Below are 18,377 nucleotides of genomic sequence, written 5' to 3'. Positions count from 1 at the left end.
CCCCGATCAGATGTCTGACACTGCGGGATCGGCCGGGACATCGCGTACCATCCTCGGCGGGGCGCCAAGGAAAGCGCGATATGCGTCTGCCAGGCCTTCGCGCAGGCTGATCTTCGGTTCCCAGCCGAGCAGTCGCAGGCGCGCCGGGCTCATCAGTTTTCGCGGAGTTCCATCGGGCTTGTTGGTGTCGTAACGGATGGTTCCCTCAAAGCCGACCGTCTCCATGATCAGTTTGGCGAGATCGCGAATGGATATATCGGTGCCAGATCCCACATTTATATGTTCGTCTCCGGAGTAGTTTTTGAGAAGATGCACAAGCGCATCCGCGCAGTCATCTGCGTGAAGAAATTCCCGCATAGGCATGCCGCTTCCCCAGATCGTCAAGGAATCGGCCCCCGACAGACGCGCCTCATGCGCCTTGCGGATAAGCGCCGGGATCACATGCGACGTCTCAAGGTCGTAATTGTCGCCCGGCCCGTAGAGGTTTGTCGGCATCGCGCTGATATAGTCGGCGCCGTACTGGCGCCGGTAGGCCTGGCAAAGCTTGATGCCGGCAATCTTGGCAATCGCATACCATTCATTCGTCGGCTCCAGCGGTCCGCTGAGCAGTGCGCTCTCCGGAATTGGCTGAGGGGCATATTTCGGGTAGATGCAGGAAGAGCCGAGGAACAGGAGCTTTTCCACCCCGGCCTTGAAGGACGCGCCGATCAAATTGGATTCGATCATCAGATTATCATGAAGGAATTCGGCGGGCCGCGTGTCGTTGGCGAGTATCCCGCCGACGCGGGCCGCCGCAAGGATCACCACATCGGGCCGGTTGCTGCCCATCCAGCGGTCCACGCCCTGCTGATCCCTGAGGTCAAGCACTGTACGTGCGGCGGTGAGTATCTCGCAATCTTCCCGCCGGAGCCGGCGGACAACCGCCGATCCGACCATGCCGGCATGTCCGGCCACAAACACTTTCTTACCAGCTAGCCTGAAGTTGCTCATTGTCTGGTCACGCTGACTTTGCCGGAGTACGCGCAGCAAACTGCCTGATCTTCCGGGCGGGTTTCATGAGAAGGGCGAGATCGACGGGACCGGTTCCAAGCCAGCGCCGGCGGGCGGAAAGCGATTCCAGGTTGTGATGGATATGGGCAGCGATGCTGCGCGTGCTTCGCCCACCCACGGCCATGTTGATCAGTACTGAATCGATCCGCTTCAACTTGAAATCCTGCGTTTCGATGGCCCGCAACATCCAGTCATAATCGGCCGCCGTCTGAAGGCTTGTGTCAAAGGGGCCGATGGTTTCGATCACTTTCCGCCGGACATAGAAGGTGGGATGCGCCGGCATCCAGCCTGTACGGAAACCCTTGTGGGGCCGCTCCTCCGCCCGCCATTTGCGAACCGTCCGTCCGCTATCGTCCAGAAAGTCCAGATGCCCATGTGTGAGATCTGCCTCTTCCAGGGCTTCTGCGATCTTTGAAAGCACTGCGGTGTCTGCATACGCATCATCGGAGTTCAGAACGCCGGCCGCATCGCCTGTGAACAGCCGGAATCCCTTATTGAGAGCGTCATACATGCCCGCATCGCGCTCACTGAAAAGGAATATGTTTTCCGACCTGTAGGCCCTTGCGATCTCCTGGGTTTCATCGCTTGACGCGCCATCCAGGACAAGCATCTCGCGATCAGGCCAGTCCTGCGAGCAGAAGCTATCCAGCGTTCTGCGCAACGTCCGCGCGGAATTGAAAGTTGTGGTGAGTACGGAGATCTTCATGAACGTTTTACTCTGCAGCGCTGAGCGTTCGCTCTTCATCTGGGCGGCGAAGATTGGATTCCAGGGAGACCGCGCGCAGGTCGCTTTCAACCATCTCCGCAACCAGCTCCTCAAACGGCGTGCTGGCGCTCCATCCCAGCACGCGGCGCGCTTTTGACGGATCGCCGAGCAGCAGGTCGACCTCTGTGGGGCGGAAGTATCTCGGATCGATTTCGACCAGCGGACGCCCGGTTTCTGCGTCAAACCCCACCTCATCAACGCCCTCACCTTTCCAGGCAAGGGAGATCCCTATCTGCGAAAATGCGAGCTCTACAAAGGAGCGTACGGTGCGCGTGGTTCCGGTTGCGAGGACATAATCATCGGGCGCCGGTTGCTGGAGGATCCGCCACATGCCTTCGACGAAGTCGCGAGCATGACCCCAATCTCTCTTGGCGTCCAGGTTTCCGAGGAAAAGCTTGCTCTGCAGTCCGAGATGGATGGCCGCGATAGCGCGGGTGATCTTCCGGGTGACGAAGGTTTCTCCGCGGGTGGGGCCTTCATGATTGAAGAGAATGCCGTTCGAGGCATGCATGCCATACGCTTCGCGGTAGTTCACCGTGATCCAGTAACCGTAGAGCTTCGCGGCGGCGTAGGGGCTGCGCGGATAGAAGGGGGTTGTCTCCGACTGCGGAACTTCCTGCACCTTGCCATAAAGCTCCGACGTGGAGGCTTGATAAAAACGGACTGACTTTTCGAGCCCGAGAATGCGGATTGCCTCAAGCATCCTCAGTGTTCCAAGGGCGTCGGCGTTCCCGGTGTATTCGGGCGTTTCGAAGCTGACCTGAACATGGCTCTGGGCCGCAAGGTTATAGATTTCGTCGGGCCGGGTTTCCTGGATGAGCCGGATGAGGTTGGTCGCGTCGGTCATGTCCCCATAGTGCAGTTTCAGCCGGACATGATCTTCATGCGGATCACGATAAAGATGATCAATGCGACCCGTATTGAAGGAGGAAGACCGGCGTTTGACGCCGTGAACGATATAGCCCTTGGACAGAAGAAGTTCGGCCAAGTAGGCGCCGTCCTGCCCGGTTATTCCTGTGATGAGTGCTGTCTTCTGTGCCATGATCCGTGTTTCTCCCGCGGGATGCGGGAGCTTTCGCTATCGGGTTATTGTCGCTGAGCCAGGGCTCGGGTGATCAGGTGAGTTCCATATTTCCCGGTTGCCGGGAAAATTCTTCAGGCCGTCCGATGGAGGTATAGGCGAAGCCGCGTTTGGCCATGTCTTCGGGGCTGTAGATGTTGCGCAGGTCGACGACGACATTGCCTTTCATGGCGGTCTTGATGCGGCCCATGTCGAGGGCGCGGAACTGGTCCCATTCGGTGATGATGACCATTGCGTCGGCGCCGTCGACGGCCGCATAGGCGCTGCCCGCAAACTCGATGTTCTTGAGGAGATGGGCGGCCTCCTTCATCGCTTCGGGGTCATACGCCACAACCCGCGCGCCGGCCGCCTGCAGGGCGGGCAGGATGTCGAGCGAGGGCGCGTCGCGCATATCGTCCGTGTTCTGCTTGAAGGCGAGGCCCAGCACGCCGATGGTCTTGCCGGTCACGTCCCCGCCCATCGCGGCGATCACCTTGTCGGCCATCGCCTTCTTGCGGGCGGCGTTCACATCGATCACGGTGTCGACGATGCGCACCGGGCTGCCATAATCATTCGCCGTCTTGGTGAGAGCGAGGGTGTCTTTCGGGAAGCAGGAGCCGCCATAGCCGGGCCCGGCATTCAGGAACTTCGCCCCGATCCGGCCATCCAGGCCAATCCCGCGGGAGACTTCCTGCACATTCGCGCCGACCTTCTCGCAAAGGTCTGCCATCTCGTTGATGAAGGTGATCTTCACCGCCAGGAAGGCGTTGGCCGCATATTTGATCAGCTCGGAGGTGCGCCGTGAGGTGAAGAGGATCGGCGTCTCGTTGAGGAAGAGCGGCCGGTAAAGCTCCTTCATCACCTCGCGGGCACGCGCATCCTCGGTGCCGACGACTACGCGGTCGGGGATCTTGAAGTCCTTGATGGCGGCGCCTTCGCGCAGGAATTCGGGGTTGGAGACGACGGCAAACTCCGCCTCGGGGCGCGCCTTGCGGATGATCTCCTCCACCTCGTCCCCGGTGCCCACCGGAACGGTCGACTTGGTGACGACGACGGTGAACCCGTCCATCAGCCCGGCAATCTCTTCGGCCGCGCCATAGACATAGGAGAGGTCGGCATGGCCATCGCCGCGGCGCGAGGGCGTGCCCACCGCGATGAACACCGCATCGGCGTCCTTGATCGCTTCCCTGGCATCGGTGGTGAAGAACAGGCGCTCTTCCTTGACATTGCTCGCCACCAGGGCGTCGAGGCCGGGCTCATAGATCGGCATGACGCCGTCCTTCAGCTTCTCGATCTTGACGGCATCCTTGTCCACACAGGTCACCGTATGCCCGAAATCAGCAAAACAGGCCCCAGACACAAGCCCAACATAGCCCGTACCAATAATCGCAACACGCATGGAAAACCAAAAACCTGGCCAGCGCTCGTTCGCTGTTGCTTTGCGTGTGCCGCAGGCAAATTTGAAGAAGGGCCGGTGAAAGAGAGGGGGCTCCAAAGCTACCGCACTCCCAGGTGCGCGGGGCAGTATTCCGGAGCATCGGCAGTGTTATATTCCAGATTCCAGCGGGTCAACATTTGCTGGATGAAAACTGAAAAAATCAGCCTGCTGCACAAATTTGAATCCAAAGTGCATGAAATCATGCAAGAATCTTGGCTTGCTCAGACAGTCTATTTGATGTGTATACGGATTAATTTATCGTGAATTCAGAGATGGATCGCAGTCTATTTTGCGCCGTGCCCTGTCAGGACCACGCGCACCGTCAGCACAGCAATCAGAATATCAAGCCAGAGGGACAGGTGTTTCACATAAAAGAAGTCGTATTCCAGTTTGGTTGATACATCCTCGACGCTGACCACGTGCCCTTGGCGAACCTGCGCCCAGCCGGTAATGCCGGGGCGAACCATATGCCGGTAGCGGTAATGGGGTATGTTGCGTTCGTAGTGGCGCGAAAGATTCACGGTTTCGGGTCTTGGGCCGATCCAGCTCATCTCGCCTTTCAGGATGTTGATTATCTGCGGCAGTTCATCAATCCGGACCTTCCGGATAATCCGGCCGATGGGTGTTATGCGATCATCATCTGTCTGCGTCATATCGCGTGACAGCGCGTCACCCGTTTCCCTGGCAGCTCGCATGGAGCGGAACTTGTAGACTGTAAATTCTCGCCCCCGATACCCCATCCGCTTTTGCCGGAAGATCGCAGGGCCCGGACTTTCCATCCGGATGATCACCGCAAGAAGCAGCATGACGGGGCACAGCAACACGAGGGCAAAGAGCGATGTCAAAACATCGACATAGCGCTTCGCTCTCGGGTAGATGGCGTCCTGACCGGGTGACCGGGCGATGTCCTGGGCGTATCCGCCTGATATTCTCAGACGGCCGGCGCTTGTTTCCATAAGCTGATCTGGAGTGAGGACGGTCCTGCCATTGATGGCTGCCTCACACAGGAAGCTGGGCCAGTCCGTATCCGCAGTGATTGCGCCCGTGTCCGTTACGACGGGAATGTTCCCAAATCCGGCTGCTTCGGAAACTTCCTTGACGTTGATCCAGGTGGCGTTGGGAACGGCAGCAAGCTTTCTGAGATCCGTTCCAGGCGGCACGATATAAATACCCGGCCGCCGGTAAGCCGTGGCGGCTGAAACGAACCAGAACCATACGACCGTCAGCGCCCAGCTGATGCTAAGAAAAACCGGGGAGGGCAGGAGATTGAGTAGCCACAATGCCGCTGCCACGCTTGCAAAGCTCGCGGTGAAGCTGGCGATGCTGATCAGACCGTGACATGAGGTTCCGTAGGCCGACAGCTTACGGAATATCGTGAAGCCCGCTATCAGGCTGGCAAGGGCGGCGCCGAAAGAGATCAGCACGTCAATGGCATATACGCCCTCGGGAAACAGGAGGCGAAGGATGACCGCAGGCAAAGCAATGGCGACTATCAGGCCACCTGACAACTGGGCACGCATGCGCTCCAGAACTGCAGCGGCAGTCTGGAGGAGACCGCTTCCCTGCATCTGGTCGAGGCTTCGGGTATCGGTGTGGGAAAATCCCAGGGAGTGAGGCAGGTTGGGATGGGGCTGGGTCATGCTACTCTTGAAATCTGGTGACGGAGGACGGTGACGGGAACCTTGCGGGACAAAAGCTCGAGCAGAACCACAGCGCGATCCCGATCTGGAAGCTGGCAGATTTCACCGACCCAGGTATCAAAGGCGCCGGAGTCGATCCGCACCCTTGCCCCACAGGGGATTTCATCGGCCGGGAGGGATGCGTCCGAAAATGCCAGCAGCGCATTCATGACGGCAGGCGGTACGGGGCTTGGGCGCCCATCAAAGGCGATCAGCCGAGATACACCATAAGTTCCGTTTACGGAGTGCCAATTGTCTTTTGAAGGGTCCAGATTAACGAAGACATATCCGGGAAAAAGGGGTTTCTGCCGGATGGAAGTCTTCCGGGCATGGCGAACCGTGCGTGAAATCATGGGGCAGTACGTACGGTATTTCTGGCGGTTCAGATTGGTGATCGCCACGCATTCCTGCGCCGTAAGTGTTTGAACAACATACCAATAGCCTCGGTCGACCACAGGATCGGCAAGATCCGACGACGGATTTACATGGTTCATTGTGCCCCCTTATTCCAAGCTGGCACCGCCAAGGCTCCGCTTGCGACGCAAGCGGCCCGTGACAGGGGCCGGCCCCTCATCTTGATGATGCTCAGGATCGCAGGAACTAGAGGTGGCGGACACTCCCCTGATTGGCATCTTCACGGGCCCCCCAAATGGGGAGGGTTACCCGGCGCCGATCAAAGGGCATCATGGGATAAAGGTGTGTCTGACATGCGGTGTGAGATCGGATTGGATCAGTGTCTTTGGTTCATCTTGCGGATGTGCGGAACATGATGGCTGAGAGGCTCTTCCGCCGGCTGCGCGGGGAGCGGGACCAACCTTCTGGCCCCCCGGGCAAACGGGCTTATGTCATCGGCGACGTTCACGGCTGCCTGGATCTGCTCGAGCAGCTGATTGAGCGGATTTCAGTGCACAATCATACCCAGCCCGAGAAGGAAGTGGTTCTCGTCTTTCTGGGAGACATCATCGATCGCGGCCCGGATTCCCGCGGTGTCATTGATTTTCTCAGGCATGAACTTCCCTCCTTTGCCCGGCCCTACTTCGTGATGGGAAATCATGAAGAGAGCCTTCTGAGAGGAATGCGGGAAGATGCATCGCAGCTCCGGGCCTGGCTTCTGCACGGCGGCGAAGAATGTGCCCTCAGCTATGGTGTTCGCCCGAAGGATCTCGCTGGAAAGTCTGATGCCCAGATACTTCGGATACTGCAGGAACACATCCCCTCCGAAGATCTCGGATTCCTTGCATCGTTTCATGACTATGTGGTTTTCGGAGATTACCTGTTCGTGCATGCGGGCGTCAGGCCGGGGCGATCTCTAAGTGAACAGACGCCGCGCGACCTGCGCTGGATTCGGGAGCCGTTTCTGACCAGCCCGCAGCGTTTCGGTCATGTCGTGGTGCATGGACACTCTGTATGCGCTGAGCCCGTCATCCGCAGGAACAGGATCTGCGTGGATACCGGCGCTTATCGCAGCGGGGTGTTGAGCGCATTGATGATAGACGGCACGAGCAGGGAAACCATTCAGGCAGTGGGAGTCGGGGCGGCGGGGCCCGGCCGGGATGCGGCTGCGTCTTCCGATGGCCGTTCAGGCAGGTCCAGGTTTGGTACCTGGTACAGAGGCGCTGCATGAGCAGCTCACAAGAACAGGAAAGTGAATTATGCTGAAATATCGAAACACCATGACTGCAATGCTCGCAGTTATCTTGTCAGGATCGCTTCCAGCAGTGGCCGAGCAGACGCCAGGCAGCCAGCCCGGCGCTGCCACCCGCGTGGGACAGGCATCGCTTGTGGAAGGTGAAACCGGTTCCGTGATCGTCCAGCGCGAGGGGGCGACCTACTCCCTCGGATCGGGAGACCCGGTTTTCCTGGGAGACAGGATTTCCACGACGGGGGTTGGCCGCGTTGTTCTGGATGCGACGGGCTGCCAGCGTGTTGTTGAGCCGATGAGCACGATGGTCCTGACGGCGAATTTGTGTGCTGCGCCTATCACGCAGGTCGGCTCGCCGGGGATACTCAGCGGCGGGGCGGTTTCCACGCCTGTGGCTGCTGCTGCTGGTGCGGGCGCGCTGGGGTTATATGTCGCCACACGCGACAATGATGATGGTGGCGAGGATCCGGTCAGCCGCTGACTGGCGCGCCTGACAGGACATGCATGTCATCCGGTAGCGCATCAGGCGCTGTCCGGAACATGAATATAATATATCCGTATACTGTCCATGCTGTTTGCGTGGCTGGGGCAAGAAAACAACATTCCGCAGGGGGCAGAAAATGGATCAGGCAATGAGCCGGGGGATCATCCGGCAATGGCATGGTGAAGCAAACGATGCCGAGGATGTCCTGAACACTGTTGTGCAAGTAGGCGAAGCCGGGTTGCCGCAATCGCCTGGAGCGTACGGATTGCAGAACTGGACGGTTCTTCCGGGCGCAAGCCCTGGAGAGCGGCGCCCTTACCTTCTTCTTATGGCAGATGCCGCATTGGGACATGACGCGTCCGATCAGGTGGTCGAAGCCGTGTTCAACCGCCGGCTTGAACAGGCGCTTATCTATGTAAGCCGCATAAACCCTGCGGCCGAAGGCGTGCTGATCTTTCTTGCCCGATCGCACTATTCCTGGGGCGGTGGGCATCGCGCCCCCGCGCATCTGTCCTGGTGCCGGGCATGGGCGCGTTTCCGGCGGACGGTTGCCTTCTCAAGGCCTGATCTGCATCTGCGTGTTTCCTTCCTCAACAGGGTCAGGGAGGGGCGGCGCGCCTGTCATTTCGATCACTCGGCCGCGCCCGTGGGCGGGCGGCTGCTGATGGACTGGTGGGCAGATGCCTCGCCTGAGACGCAGAGCCTTTTCCGGAACCGTATCTCGCTCATTCGCCAGATCGGCATCGACCCTGACATCGACGCGCGGTTCTATGAGCCGATGGGCAGCGACCAGCCAGATGGCTGCAATTTCACGCCAGTCATGGATTTTGGAATACTCCCTTCCGCGCGCCATCTCGACGAAGGCGGCGGGGCGCGGATGTATCTTTCGCCGGATCTGGAATTGCCGCTTGGATTCTCGTCCATACAGTTCAATCGGGAGTCCGGCATGCCGGCCATCGATGGGGCCCGGCACCCGAGGTCCGGCCAGCATTTCTGGCGGCCTCGGGATATGAGCCTCTTTGAGCGGTCCCCTGAACGCTGGCTGCGGCGGAAGCGGCCGCAGGCGCACGGTGAGCCCAGCGCGGATCAGCAAGGCATCGCCTGACAGCTGGCTCAGCTGTCGAGGTTCTGAATCAGGCCCGTCTCCAAAGCGCGCACAATCAGGTCTGTCCGGTTGCGCGCGCTCAGCTTGTCGCCAATGGATTTGACATAAATCTTCACCGTTTCAGGAGAGATGCCAATCTCCTTGGCCATTTCCTTGTTCGTCATTCCCCGGTGCAGCAGGCTGAGAACATTGTGTTCTCTCTCGGTCAGGCGCAGCTTCGTCCGGTCACTATGTTCTTTTATGCCAAAGGTTACGTCTTCAATAGACGATGACGGGCTGTTGTAGATTGCCTTGACGGTCCTGACGATTTCATGCCCGAGAACTGTCTTTGAAATGAACCCACGAGCACCGCTGGCGATGCAGGATTCGATTTCCTGGCGCGAAGCAGAGCCAGACAGGGCGATGACGCAGAGCGCCGGAAACCATTCCTTGATCCGACTAATGCCGTTGGGGATTTCCATGCCGGGCATGCGCAGATCCAGCAGGAGCAGGTCTACGTCCTCCGTAGCCGAAAGCATACGTATCGTACTGGCATAGTCAGATGACTTGTGGATGACAGAAATTTCAGGATGTGCCTCCAAAAGACACGAAAGAGCATCTGCAAACAGGTTGTGGTCGTCGGCGACAAGAATATTCATTTTTCACAGCACGTTCCTGGAACGGCCTCTCACTATGGATCCGCGAAATCTCCAACTTCTGGTGCAGATTTCGTAAATATTGCCAAGTTTTTCTGGGCGCTATTTCGCAACCCCCGCGAGTATAGGTGTAGGTTACCGGAGAAGACTAGATAGAAAGGGTGTGTTAAATCGGTAACCCAAATGGGGGAGAGCGATTATACTATCCTCCGATGTGACAATTAGTTCGAATTAGGGACGCGGTTTCGACTTTTTTGAACGACACAGACGCGTCCAGGGCGGCTTTTTCAGACGCGCGAAAATTTTCAGATGATCTGACCGCATACGGCAGATTGAAAGCCTTCTCCCGTGAATAAGGAGAAAGATCTGCATCTTCATGTTTAACTGAACAAAATGTAAGCGTAATTGCCCGGCCGGCGACCACTTCGGAGGGTGGGGGACTTGGAAGCGGTCGCCTACCACTCAAGCTGAGGCCCGAACAGTAAGAGACGAATGTGAAAGGGGCACACCGATCTCTGCAGCTATCCATAGTCAGATCGCAGGCCCACGCTCAACCCGTCCAAAAGGGTAACCCTTATGACGTGTTTATTATGGGAGGGGGAGAGGGTGGTCCGGTCACATCACAAGTAATTCTGTGAAAAATCAAACTGCTCCTTGGGCAGAACATTCTATCTCCGAAGGCAGGGCGCACTATCCATTCGGGTAAATGGACGTATCGAGCACTGCTGCTTAACGGCTTGAGGCGGTGTGCGCAAAATTGTGGTGGGGAAGAAAAATTACCAGGGCTCAGTCTACAGGGATCATTTCCTTTGCAGGCGGGCGCCGAACTCAGGAGAGAGCCATATGAAGATGCCGAAACCCCACGGCTCAGGCTCACGTTTACCAACAGATGTTGACCGCCTTGTCGGAGACAATGTCCGACGCCTGCGAACGCAGAGGGGGCAATCCCTCTCCGGGCTATCCGTTGAGCTTGGCATCAGTCATCAGCAGCTCCAGAAATACGAAACCGGCTCCAATCGCCTGAGCGCTGGCGTCATTGCGCGCTTGTCAGATATATTTGGCGTACCGGTGACGGTGCTGTTCCAGAAGCCGGAGAACAAGTTCGAGGGGCGCGCAAACCATCACCCCGGCAGGATAGATGCCTTGCGGAAAGAGGCTGCTTTTCTGATTGACCGTGCGCACACAGAGGAGTCGCTGAAGCTGATGGTGGACGTGTTGCGCGCGCTCGCCGGGAAATGCTGAGATTGAGGCGTTCTGGCGTGAAAGTGCGCTGGAAACCTGCGCAGTTTTGCCAGCGTAGACTGATCAAAGCGGTCCGCTGAGGCTGCGCTCTAGGATTTCACCGCTTCTGCCTTCACCGGGCGCATGAGAAGGGCGGTGATGGCCTCATCCACGCTGATTTCGCCTTCGATGACGGCGGCGACGGCTTCGCTGATCGGCATCTCGATGCCGCGCGCGCGGGCAAGGCGGCGCAGGACCGGGGCGGTGGCGACGCCTTCGGTGACGGCGTTGCGGGCCGCCAGGATATCCCCCAGCGCTTCGCCTTTGCCGAGCGCCAGGCCAAGCGACATGTTGCGGCTGGTTTCCGACGAGCAGGTGAGCACGAGATCGCCGAGCCCGGAGAGGCCGGTAAGAGTTTCAGCCTCTGCGCCCAGGGCGAGGGCAAGGCGTGTCATCTCCGCATAGCCGCGCGCGATGAGGGCGGCATGGGCCGAGCGCCCGAGGCCTTTGCCAAGAGCAATGCCGCAAGCGATGGCGAGGACGTTTTTCACCGCGCCGCCAATCTCCGCTCCGAGAAGATCTGTCCCCAGATAAGGCCGGAAGGTGGGTGTGGAGATGGCCTGGATCAGCTCTGTGCCCAGCGCCGCGTCTTCCATGGCAAGGGTGACAGCGGTGGGCAGGCCGCGGGCGACATCAATCGCGAAGCTGGGGCCGGACATGACGGCGGGGACGGCTTCGGGCAGTTCGTCCTTCAGCACCTGCGTCATGAATTCGCCGGTGGCGAGCTCGATACCCTTCGAGCAGAGGACGACCGGCGTGCCGGGGCGCAGGCTGGCGCGCAGGGCGCGCAGCGTGACGCGCGTATGCTGGGCCGGGGCGACGGCGAAGATCGCGTCGGCTGTGCCAAGATCTTCAAGCCGGTTGGTGGCGCGGATTTCCGGCTTCAGCGGCACGCCCTTGAGGAAGAGCGTGTTCTCGCGAGCGGTGTTGATGGCGTCCGCAACTTCAGGCTCCAGCGCCCAGAGGTGGACCGTCTGGCCCTCGCGGGCCAGCATCTGCGCAATGGCCGTGCCCCAGGCGCCCGCGCCGATAACGCCGAATATCTTGAAATGTTTCGTCATGGGCCGGTTTTGGCCGAAGCCGCGGCGGGGGGCAAGCGGGGAGGGCTGTTTGCGCGCTGCGCGCGGCCCTCACCCCCAACCCCCTCCCGCAGGCGGGAGGGGGCTTTGAGGTCAGACGAAAACGAAGGTGCCCTGTTCGCCGTCAACCGTGATGGCCACCTTACGGCCCACCGGGCTTGCATCTTCCCGCAGGACGGCCAGCGTGGCGGCGTCGGCATTGTTGGCGATGGCGCGGCGTCCGTCGGCGAGGCGGGCGAAGATGATGCCGCGTTCGGGGCCTTCCTTGCCATGGGTGACGGTGAAGGTTTCCAGCGTCGCTTCGCAGTTTTCAGTGGCGATCTCGACCTGGCCCGAAGGCTTGGCGGCTTTCTCGGCGGGCGTGAACTTGGCCGGTTTGGTGGTGGAGTAGACACCGGCGGCTTCCTTGGTCATCCAGCCGCCATTGGCGAGGACGAGGCCGGTATTGTCGGGGTTTTCACGCAGCAGGTTCACCATCTCGGCTATTCCGTGCAGGGAGTAGTTGTTTCCCGGGCCGCCGAAGAAGGGCAGGCCGCCCGTCAGCGTCAGGGGGCGCTTGTCCGTCTTCCAGTCGATCCCCAGAGCAGCGGCGCCGGAGAAGACGGCGCAGGGGAAGCAGGAATAGAGGTCGAGATGATGGACGTCCGCGGCCGTCTTTCCGGCCTGCGCGAGCGCGCGGGAGACGGCGGTGTCCATTGCCCAGGACCGGTCGAGGACCGGGCGGACGGAGATGTGGTCATCACCGGCCTCGCCGCCGCCGTGGAGGTATACGCGCTTGTTTTCCGGCACGCCGAGTTCGTCCGCCTTCGACGAGGAGACGATGATGGCGGCGGCGCCCTGGTTCACCGCGTCCTGCGCGATGAACCATTTCAGGAAAGGATCGGCATACTCATAGTTTTCGCGCGAGGGGGTGGAGAGAAACTCAACCGAATGTTCCTGCGGGAATTGCGACCAGGGGTTTTTCGCGGCGACGGCGGAGAAGGGCTGGAAGAGTTCCGCCATGGCCTTGCGCTGGCCAGAGCGGCCCCGGCCTTCGCGGGCGGCGATGGCGTTTTCGAACATGCCGTAGAAGTAAGCGGGCGTGACGAGGCCGTGCTTGATTTCGCCGCGCGAGAGCATCATCGGGCCAAGGCCCCGGTCTTCATAGTCGCGGGCGTCGCGGTCGGCCCAGTTGATCTCGACGCCATGCTTGCGGGCCCCCTTGGAGGCGCGGTTGGCCTCGGAGCCGGAGATGAGGACAGCTTCAAACTCGCCCTCATGGATGCGGCGGGCAAACTCGTTGACGAGCGCCTGCGGGCTCTGGCCGCCAACGGTTTCATAGACGAGGTAACCGGGATTGGTGCCGGTTTCGCGGGCCAGCGTGCCAGGGAGGTTTGTATTGTGGCCGTGGGGGTGGCGGTCGCCGGGGACGGAATCCTCGAAGATACGCACCACGGCGAGGGCATCAATGGCAGCGGCCATGCCGGAGACGCCGGTATCGACGATGGCAGCATTGGAGGCGTCGGCCATCAGCGAGAGTGGCGAAGGGGCGCCCTCTGCGCCCTTCTTGCCGTCCCACTGGCTCATCGACTGGCCTACGCCGATCAGGACCGGAAAATCACCTTTTGCCATAGCCCGCGCTCCTCAAATTCAAACAGGTCTGGCAGCCCGTTTAACGCGCGGTAAGCGGTCTTGGGAGCCCCGACGCAGGGGAAGGGCGAAAATGCGGTGAACCCGTCAGGGGTTGGCGCGCATGAAGGTGATGATGGCCTCGCTGAAGGCTTCGGGACGGTGTTCCTGAAGGAAATGGCCGCCGCCACTGATGGTGACGTGGCTTTGGCCCTTCGCGCCGGGAATGCGCGTCTGGAAAGCGGCCTCGCCGCCCTTGGTGACGGGGTCGTCATCAGCAAAGGCAGTCAGCACGGGTTTCTCGAACTTCTCGAGCACAGCCCAGGCGGCGTCATTCTTTGCGCGCTCCTCGGCGGCGCCGGGGAGGAGCGGCACTAATGAGGGAAAACGGCGGGCTCCGGCGATGTAAGTGTCATCCGGGAACGGAGCTTCATAGCCGTCAAGGATCTCGTCGTCGGAAATGTCCGACAGGAGGCCGAAGACATCGCGGATGGAGAAGTCGGGTGCCTCGGCGGCATATTTGACCCAGAAGAGGAAAGCGCCGGGCGCGCCGGAGCGGAAGGCGTCACCCACATCCTTTGCGCTGGGCACCGGCACCTGCGGATAGAGCATCCCCAGCATCTCGGAGAATTGCGGGGCGACCTGCTTTGAGTCCGGCATGCCCGTATTGGCGACGACAAGGCGGGCGAACCGGTCTGGGTGCATCCCGGCGAGGCGGAGGCCGAGCAGGCCGCCCCAATCCTGGCAGACGAGTGTCATGTCTTTGAGGTCCAGCGCGAGCATCCACTGCTCGAGCCAGCCGACATGGCCGGAATAGGAATAGTCTTCGATCGCGCCAGGTTTGTCGGACTTGCCAAAGCCTATCAGGTCGGGCGCCAGCACGCGGTATCCCGCAGCCGTCAGCAGGGGGATCATCTTGCGGTAGAGATAGCTCCAGGAAGGCTGGCCATGCAGGCAGAGGATGATCTCGCCCTCCCTTGGGCCTTCATCAAGGTAATGCATGCGCAGAGGTGTGCCGTCAGCGGCTTTCACCTCCAGATAATGCGGCGCGAAGGCGTAGCCGGCGAGGTTCTCAAACCGGGCATCCGGTGTGCGCAAGACTTTCATTCTGTTCCCTCCCAGGCAGCCAAGATATGTATTGGCATGACTCGTGCCATTACTTTTTACGCTTCGCAATAGCAATTCGAAAGACCCTGCGAAGATGTCTCAGCCGCAGCGAGGAATTTTCATTTGACGCTGGGCGGGCCTGTTCATAGGCCAGCCGGGCGGCCTCTGGCAGGCCCGCGCGGGGTTTGACCATGAGCGACCTTTCTGCGGACGGCGCGCTGATTGCCGCCAATATTGAAACCGTGAAGCAGCGGATGGCGGCGGCCTGCGCGCGCGTTGGCCGCGCGCCGGAGAGCGTGACGCTGCTGCCGGTAACGAAAACCGTACCGGCAGAACGGCTGCGCGCGGCCTATGCAGCGGGGGGCCTGCGCCAGTGCGGCGAGAACAAGGTGCAGGAAGCCAGGGAGAAAGCCGAGGCGCTGGCAGACCTTGACCTCAGCTGGTCTGTCATCGGCCATCTGCAAACTAACAAGGCGAAATATGTGGCGCGCTTTGCCGATGCCTTCCAGGCGCTCGACAGCCTGAAACTGGCAGAGGCGCTGGAGCGGCGGCTGGAGGTCGAGGGGCGGACGCTGGACGTGTTCATTCAAGTGAACACATCGGGCGAGGAAAGCAAATTCGGACTGGAGCCATCTGCGGCGCCAGCCTTTGCGCAGGCGCTGGCACCGTTCGAACGGCTGAAGGTCCGTGGGCTGATGACGCTGGCGATCTTCTCGGCGGAGGAGGCTGCCGTGCGCGCCTGTTTCCGGCGGCTGTGCGCAGTGCAGGCAGAGATTCGCGAGGCCACGCCGGGCGCGCAGGTGGACGAGTTGTCGATGGGCATGTCGGGCGATTTCGAATGGGCCATTGAAGAAGGCGCGACGCTGGTGCGCGTCGGCCAGGCGATCTTCGGGCCGCGCCCCTTACCGGATGAGCATTACTGGCCCGGCCTGGGCAGCAAACGTGAAAAGGAGACGCCGTGAGCGTCATTTCGATCCAGAGCCAGGTGGTGTTCGGCCATGTAGGCAACAGCGCGGCGATCCATCCGATGATGGCGAACGGCGTGGACGTCTATGCCGTGCCCACCACGCTGCTCTCCAACACGCCGCACTATCCGACGCTGCGCGGGAAGATATTGCCGCCAGACTTTGTGGCGGACCTGCTGACCGGCGTTGAGGAGCGCGGGCTGGTGGCCACGTCGCGCCTCATGGTGACGGGCTATCTCGGCTCTGTAGGCAATGGCGAGGCGGTGCGCGATTTTGTACAGCGCGCGAAAGCGGCCAATCCTCAGTTGACCTACATCTGTGACCCGGTGATCGGCGACAGTGACCTTGGCGTGTTCGTGGCTGCCGGGTTACCGGAGTTTTTCCGGGCGGAGCTCGCGCCACTGGCCGACATCCTGACGCCGAACGCCTTCGAATTTGGCCTGCTGGCCGGGCTGGCAGACCATGGCACGGAAGCGGTGGCGGCTGCGCTGAAACAGGGCCTGCCACCGGGCCTGCCGCGGCGGCTGGCCGTGACCGGGGCGATCCCGGAGGCAGCGCCCGGCTTCATCGACACGCTGATTGGTGAAGGCGGCGCCGTCTGGCGCATCCGCACACCGAAGGTGGACGTGCGCCCCAATGGCACCGGCGACCTCTTCACCGGCGCGCTGACAGCGGCGCTGGATGGGGGGATGACCTTGGTAGAGGCCGCAGAGCAGGCGGTGGGAACCGTGTTTGCGGTCCTATCGGCCATGGTCCCCGGAGCGCCGGCAGAAATGCCACTGGCGGCCGAAGTGGCGGCGCTGCGCTGGCAGGGGCGTCCCTTTAAGGCAGAGCTGCTCTGACCTGCAGCGCCTGAAGGCGGCTTCCGCTCCGCGCCGCCGGGCGCTAGGATTTCGCCATGCTTGATCAAAGTTTTGCCTCCCTGCCTCGCCTGAATGTGCCGCTGAATGCCCTCCGCGCGTTTGAGGCCGCGGCGCGGCTGTTGTCGATCAAGGACGCGGCGAGCGAGCTGAACGTGACACCGTCTGCGGTCTCCCACCAGCTCAAAGCGCTGGAAGAGGCGCTCGGCGTGGATCTGATGCGCCGGGTGGGATCGCGGCTGGAGCTGACGCCTGCCGGCGCGCGGCTCGCCCCGCCACTGACCGAAGGCTTTGCCCGGATTGGCGCGGCGGTAGCGGATGTGACCGAGGAGCGGCGCAGGGGGCCGCTGCGGCTCACCATGCTGCCGACCTTTGCCGTGCATTGGCTCTCGCCCCGGCTGGCGCAGTATCCGTTCGAGAAAGCGGGGTTTGAGCTCCTGATCTCCACCAGTCAGGAGGTGGTGGACCTGTCTGCAGGCGCCGCCGATGTGGCGGTGCGCCATGGCGCGGGCAAATGGCATGGTCTGAGGGCGGATCGTCTGTTCCCGGAAACAGTAACGCTGCTGGCCGCGCCGTCGCAGCTGCGCGGGCGAGACCCGCGCGAGGTGGTGGCGGCGTCAAACCTCTTCCTGTCACAATACCGGCCGCGCAATTGGGCAGACTGGAATGCCAGCCTGCCGGGCGGGCCTGTCTCTCCCGGCGCGGTGACGATGGTGGACTCCACCAGCCTTGCCCTGCGTGCCGCCGCCGATGGGGCGGGCCTGACGCTGGCGGGCTGGGAAATTGCCGAGGCAGATGTGAAGGCTGGGCGGCTCGCCCCGGTATTCGATCACCGGATCGAGGCGGGCGGGGCTTACTGGCTGGTCTATCCCGAAGCGCTGGCGACCGACCGGCGCGTACGCAATCTGCGCAGCTGGCTGCTGGGGCAGCTGGACGCGCCGGAGCGCTAATGCGTCAGTAGCAGCGCAGCGGCAGCGAGACAGAGGACAAGACCGGTTGCCCCTTCAATGCTGGCGCGCACGCCGGGCCGGGCCAGGAACGCGCTGGCCCGGCCGGCGGCGGTGGCGATCAGGCCAAAGAAGATCAGGCCAAAGACGCAGTGGATCAGCGCAAGGCCCGCGCCGAAAGCGATCAGCCCCGCAGGGCCGAAATGATCGCGCGGCAGGAATTGCGGCATCAGGCCGGCATAGAAGAGGCCCGCCTTGGGGTTCAGCAGATTGGTTGTCAGCCCCCTGAGAAACCAGTTGGGCTGGCGGACGGCCTCAGCGCTGACCTTTGGCGGGGCCGATTGCTGCCGCCAGATCTGCGCCGCAGACCAAAGCATCTGCCCGCCCAGCCACAGAACATAGAGCGCGCCAGCGATCCGCAGCGCCTGATAGGCCAGCGGTGAGATGGCGGCAAGCGACCCGGCGCCAGCGGCGGCGGCAATGCCCCAGATGAAGACGCCGAGCGTGATGCCTGCGCCCGCGATCATGCCCCGGCGCGGGCCTTCCACCATCGCGGTGCGCAGCACAAGCGCGGTATCAAGGCCCGGCGTCAGCGTCACCAGCAGCGCGGCGACTGAGAAGGAAAGAATAGCGGTGATCGGATCCATGCGGGGGCCCGGAGAGGATGGCTG

At 61.3% G+C, this 18,377-nt stretch carries 18 protein-coding genes; 7 read left to right on the top strand and 11 right to left on the bottom strand.

Annotated elements, in window-relative coordinates; all coding sequences use genetic code 11:
- Window positions 1-6: 6 nt before the first annotated feature.
- The 6 genes from BBF93_RS13110 to BBF93_RS13085 form a co-directional block, all read right to left on the bottom strand.
- The gene (locus BBF93_RS13110) at window positions 7-990 is read right to left on the bottom strand and encodes a GDP-L-fucose synthase (protein ID WP_114106221.1); all 984 of its coding nucleotides are present in this window, start codon (window positions 988-990) and stop codon (window positions 7-9) included.
- Between the two features lie 7 nt (window positions 991-997).
- Window positions 998-1,756 (bottom strand): glycosyltransferase family 2 protein, encoded by a 759-nt coding sequence (locus BBF93_RS13105; protein ID WP_162786563.1) that lies wholly within the window; start codon window positions 1,754-1,756, stop codon window positions 998-1,000.
- Between the two features lie 7 nt (window positions 1,757-1,763).
- Entirely contained in the window at window positions 1,764-2,858 is a 1,095-nt protein-coding gene (gmd, locus tag BBF93_RS13100; RefSeq protein WP_114106219.1) for a GDP-mannose 4,6-dehydratase, read from the bottom strand.
- Window positions 2,859-2,931: 73 nt separating this feature from the next.
- Window positions 2,932-4,275: a UDP-glucose/GDP-mannose dehydrogenase family protein gene (locus BBF93_RS13095; protein WP_114107085.1), complete on the bottom strand. Its 1,344-nt coding sequence runs from the start codon at window positions 4,273-4,275 to the stop codon at window positions 2,932-2,934.
- A 323-nt stretch (window positions 4,276-4,598) separates the two neighbouring features.
- The gene (locus tag BBF93_RS13090) at window positions 4,599-5,954 is read right to left on the bottom strand and encodes a sugar transferase (RefSeq protein ID WP_114106218.1); all 1,356 of its coding nucleotides are present in this window, start codon (window positions 5,952-5,954) and stop codon (window positions 4,599-4,601) included.
- Complete coding sequence (locus tag BBF93_RS13085; RefSeq protein ID WP_114106217.1) at window positions 5,951-6,487, bottom strand: transcription termination/antitermination protein NusG; 537 nt, start codon at window positions 6,485-6,487, stop codon at window positions 5,951-5,953. Before BBF93_RS13085 ends, BBF93_RS13090 begins: the two co-directional genes overlap by 4 nt.
- Window positions 6,488-6,732: 245 nt before the next feature.
- On the opposite strand from BBF93_RS13085, the gene BBF93_RS13080 reads away from it, so the two are divergent.
- The 3 genes from BBF93_RS13080 (at window position 6,733) to BBF93_RS13070 (ending at window position 9,224) form a co-directional block, all read left to right on the top strand.
- Window positions 6,733-7,617, top strand: coding sequence for a metallophosphoesterase family protein (locus BBF93_RS13080; RefSeq protein ID WP_233349125.1), 885 nt, complete (start codon window positions 6,733-6,735; stop codon window positions 7,615-7,617).
- Window positions 7,618-7,645: 28 nt separating this feature from the next.
- Entirely contained in the window at window positions 7,646-8,116 is a 471-nt protein-coding gene (locus BBF93_RS13075; RefSeq protein WP_114106216.1) for a hypothetical protein, read from the top strand.
- 139 nt (window positions 8,117-8,255) lie between these two features.
- Complete coding sequence (locus BBF93_RS13070) at window positions 8,256-9,224, top strand: hypothetical protein (RefSeq protein ID WP_114106215.1); 969 nt, start codon at window positions 8,256-8,258, stop codon at window positions 9,222-9,224.
- An 8-nt stretch (window positions 9,225-9,232) separates the two neighbouring features.
- Here the strand turns inward: BBF93_RS13070 and BBF93_RS13065 are convergent, their stop codons facing one another.
- The gene (locus BBF93_RS13065) at window positions 9,233-9,862 is read right to left on the bottom strand and encodes a response regulator (RefSeq protein ID WP_114106214.1); all 630 of its coding nucleotides are present in this window, start codon (window positions 9,860-9,862) and stop codon (window positions 9,233-9,235) included.
- An 840-nt stretch (window positions 9,863-10,702) separates the two neighbouring features.
- On the opposite strand from BBF93_RS13065, the gene BBF93_RS13060 reads away from it, so the two are divergent.
- Window positions 10,703-11,101, top strand: coding sequence for a helix-turn-helix domain-containing protein (locus BBF93_RS13060; protein ID WP_051612804.1), 399 nt, complete (start codon window positions 10,703-10,705; stop codon window positions 11,099-11,101).
- 89 nt (window positions 11,102-11,190) lie between these two features.
- Here BBF93_RS13060 and BBF93_RS13055 read toward each other — a convergent pair whose 3' ends face one another.
- The 3 genes from BBF93_RS13055 to BBF93_RS13045 form a co-directional block, all read right to left on the bottom strand.
- On the bottom strand, window positions 11,191-12,201 hold the full coding sequence (locus tag BBF93_RS13055) for an NAD(P)H-dependent glycerol-3-phosphate dehydrogenase (RefSeq protein WP_114106213.1): 1,011 nt from the start codon (window positions 12,199-12,201) through the stop codon (window positions 11,191-11,193).
- A gap of 111 nt (window positions 12,202-12,312) precedes the next feature.
- Complete coding sequence (locus BBF93_RS13050) at window positions 12,313-13,830, bottom strand: acetyl-CoA acetyltransferase (protein ID WP_114106212.1); 1,518 nt, start codon at window positions 13,828-13,830, stop codon at window positions 12,313-12,315.
- Between the two features lie 105 nt (window positions 13,831-13,935).
- On the bottom strand, window positions 13,936-14,934 hold the full coding sequence (locus BBF93_RS13045) for a haloalkane dehalogenase (RefSeq protein ID WP_035602160.1): 999 nt from the start codon (window positions 14,932-14,934) through the stop codon (window positions 13,936-13,938).
- A 191-nt stretch (window positions 14,935-15,125) separates the two neighbouring features.
- Here BBF93_RS13045 and BBF93_RS13040 point away from each other — a divergent pair, with 191 nt between their 5' ends.
- From BBF93_RS13040 to BBF93_RS13030, 3 genes are read left to right on the top strand one after another with little or no spacing between them, the layout of a single operon-like run.
- A complete protein-coding gene (locus tag BBF93_RS13040; protein WP_114106211.1) occupies window positions 15,126-15,896 on the top strand; it encodes a YggS family pyridoxal phosphate-dependent enzyme in 771 nt (256 codons plus the stop codon).
- Window positions 15,893-16,741, top strand: coding sequence for a pyridoxal kinase (gene pdxY, locus BBF93_RS13035; RefSeq protein ID WP_114106210.1), 849 nt, complete (start codon window positions 15,893-15,895; stop codon window positions 16,739-16,741). Before BBF93_RS13040 ends, pdxY begins: the two co-directional genes overlap by 4 nt.
- A gap of 56 nt (window positions 16,742-16,797) precedes the next feature.
- A complete protein-coding gene (locus tag BBF93_RS13030) occupies window positions 16,798-17,709 on the top strand; it encodes a LysR substrate-binding domain-containing protein (RefSeq protein WP_114106209.1) in 912 nt (303 codons plus the stop codon).
- On the opposite strand, the gene BBF93_RS13025 is transcribed toward BBF93_RS13030, so the two are convergent.
- Window positions 17,706-18,353 carry a LysE family translocator gene (locus tag BBF93_RS13025; protein WP_114106208.1) on the bottom strand — a complete coding sequence of 216 codons (648 nt, stop codon included), beginning with the start codon at window positions 18,351-18,353 and terminating at the stop codon, window positions 17,706-17,708. The genes BBF93_RS13030 and BBF93_RS13025 overlap by 4 nt on opposite strands.
- Window positions 18,354-18,377 lie beyond the last annotated feature (24 nt).

Origin of the sequence: Hyphomonas sp. CACIAM 19H1, from assembly GCF_003325995.1 — a bacterium.
Classification (GTDB): Bacteria; Pseudomonadota; Alphaproteobacteria; order Caulobacterales; family Hyphomonadaceae; genus Hyphomonas; species Hyphomonas polymorpha.
The sequence above is the reverse complement of the archived record's forward strand: the minus strand, read 5'-3'. Positions and strand labels throughout refer to the sequence as shown.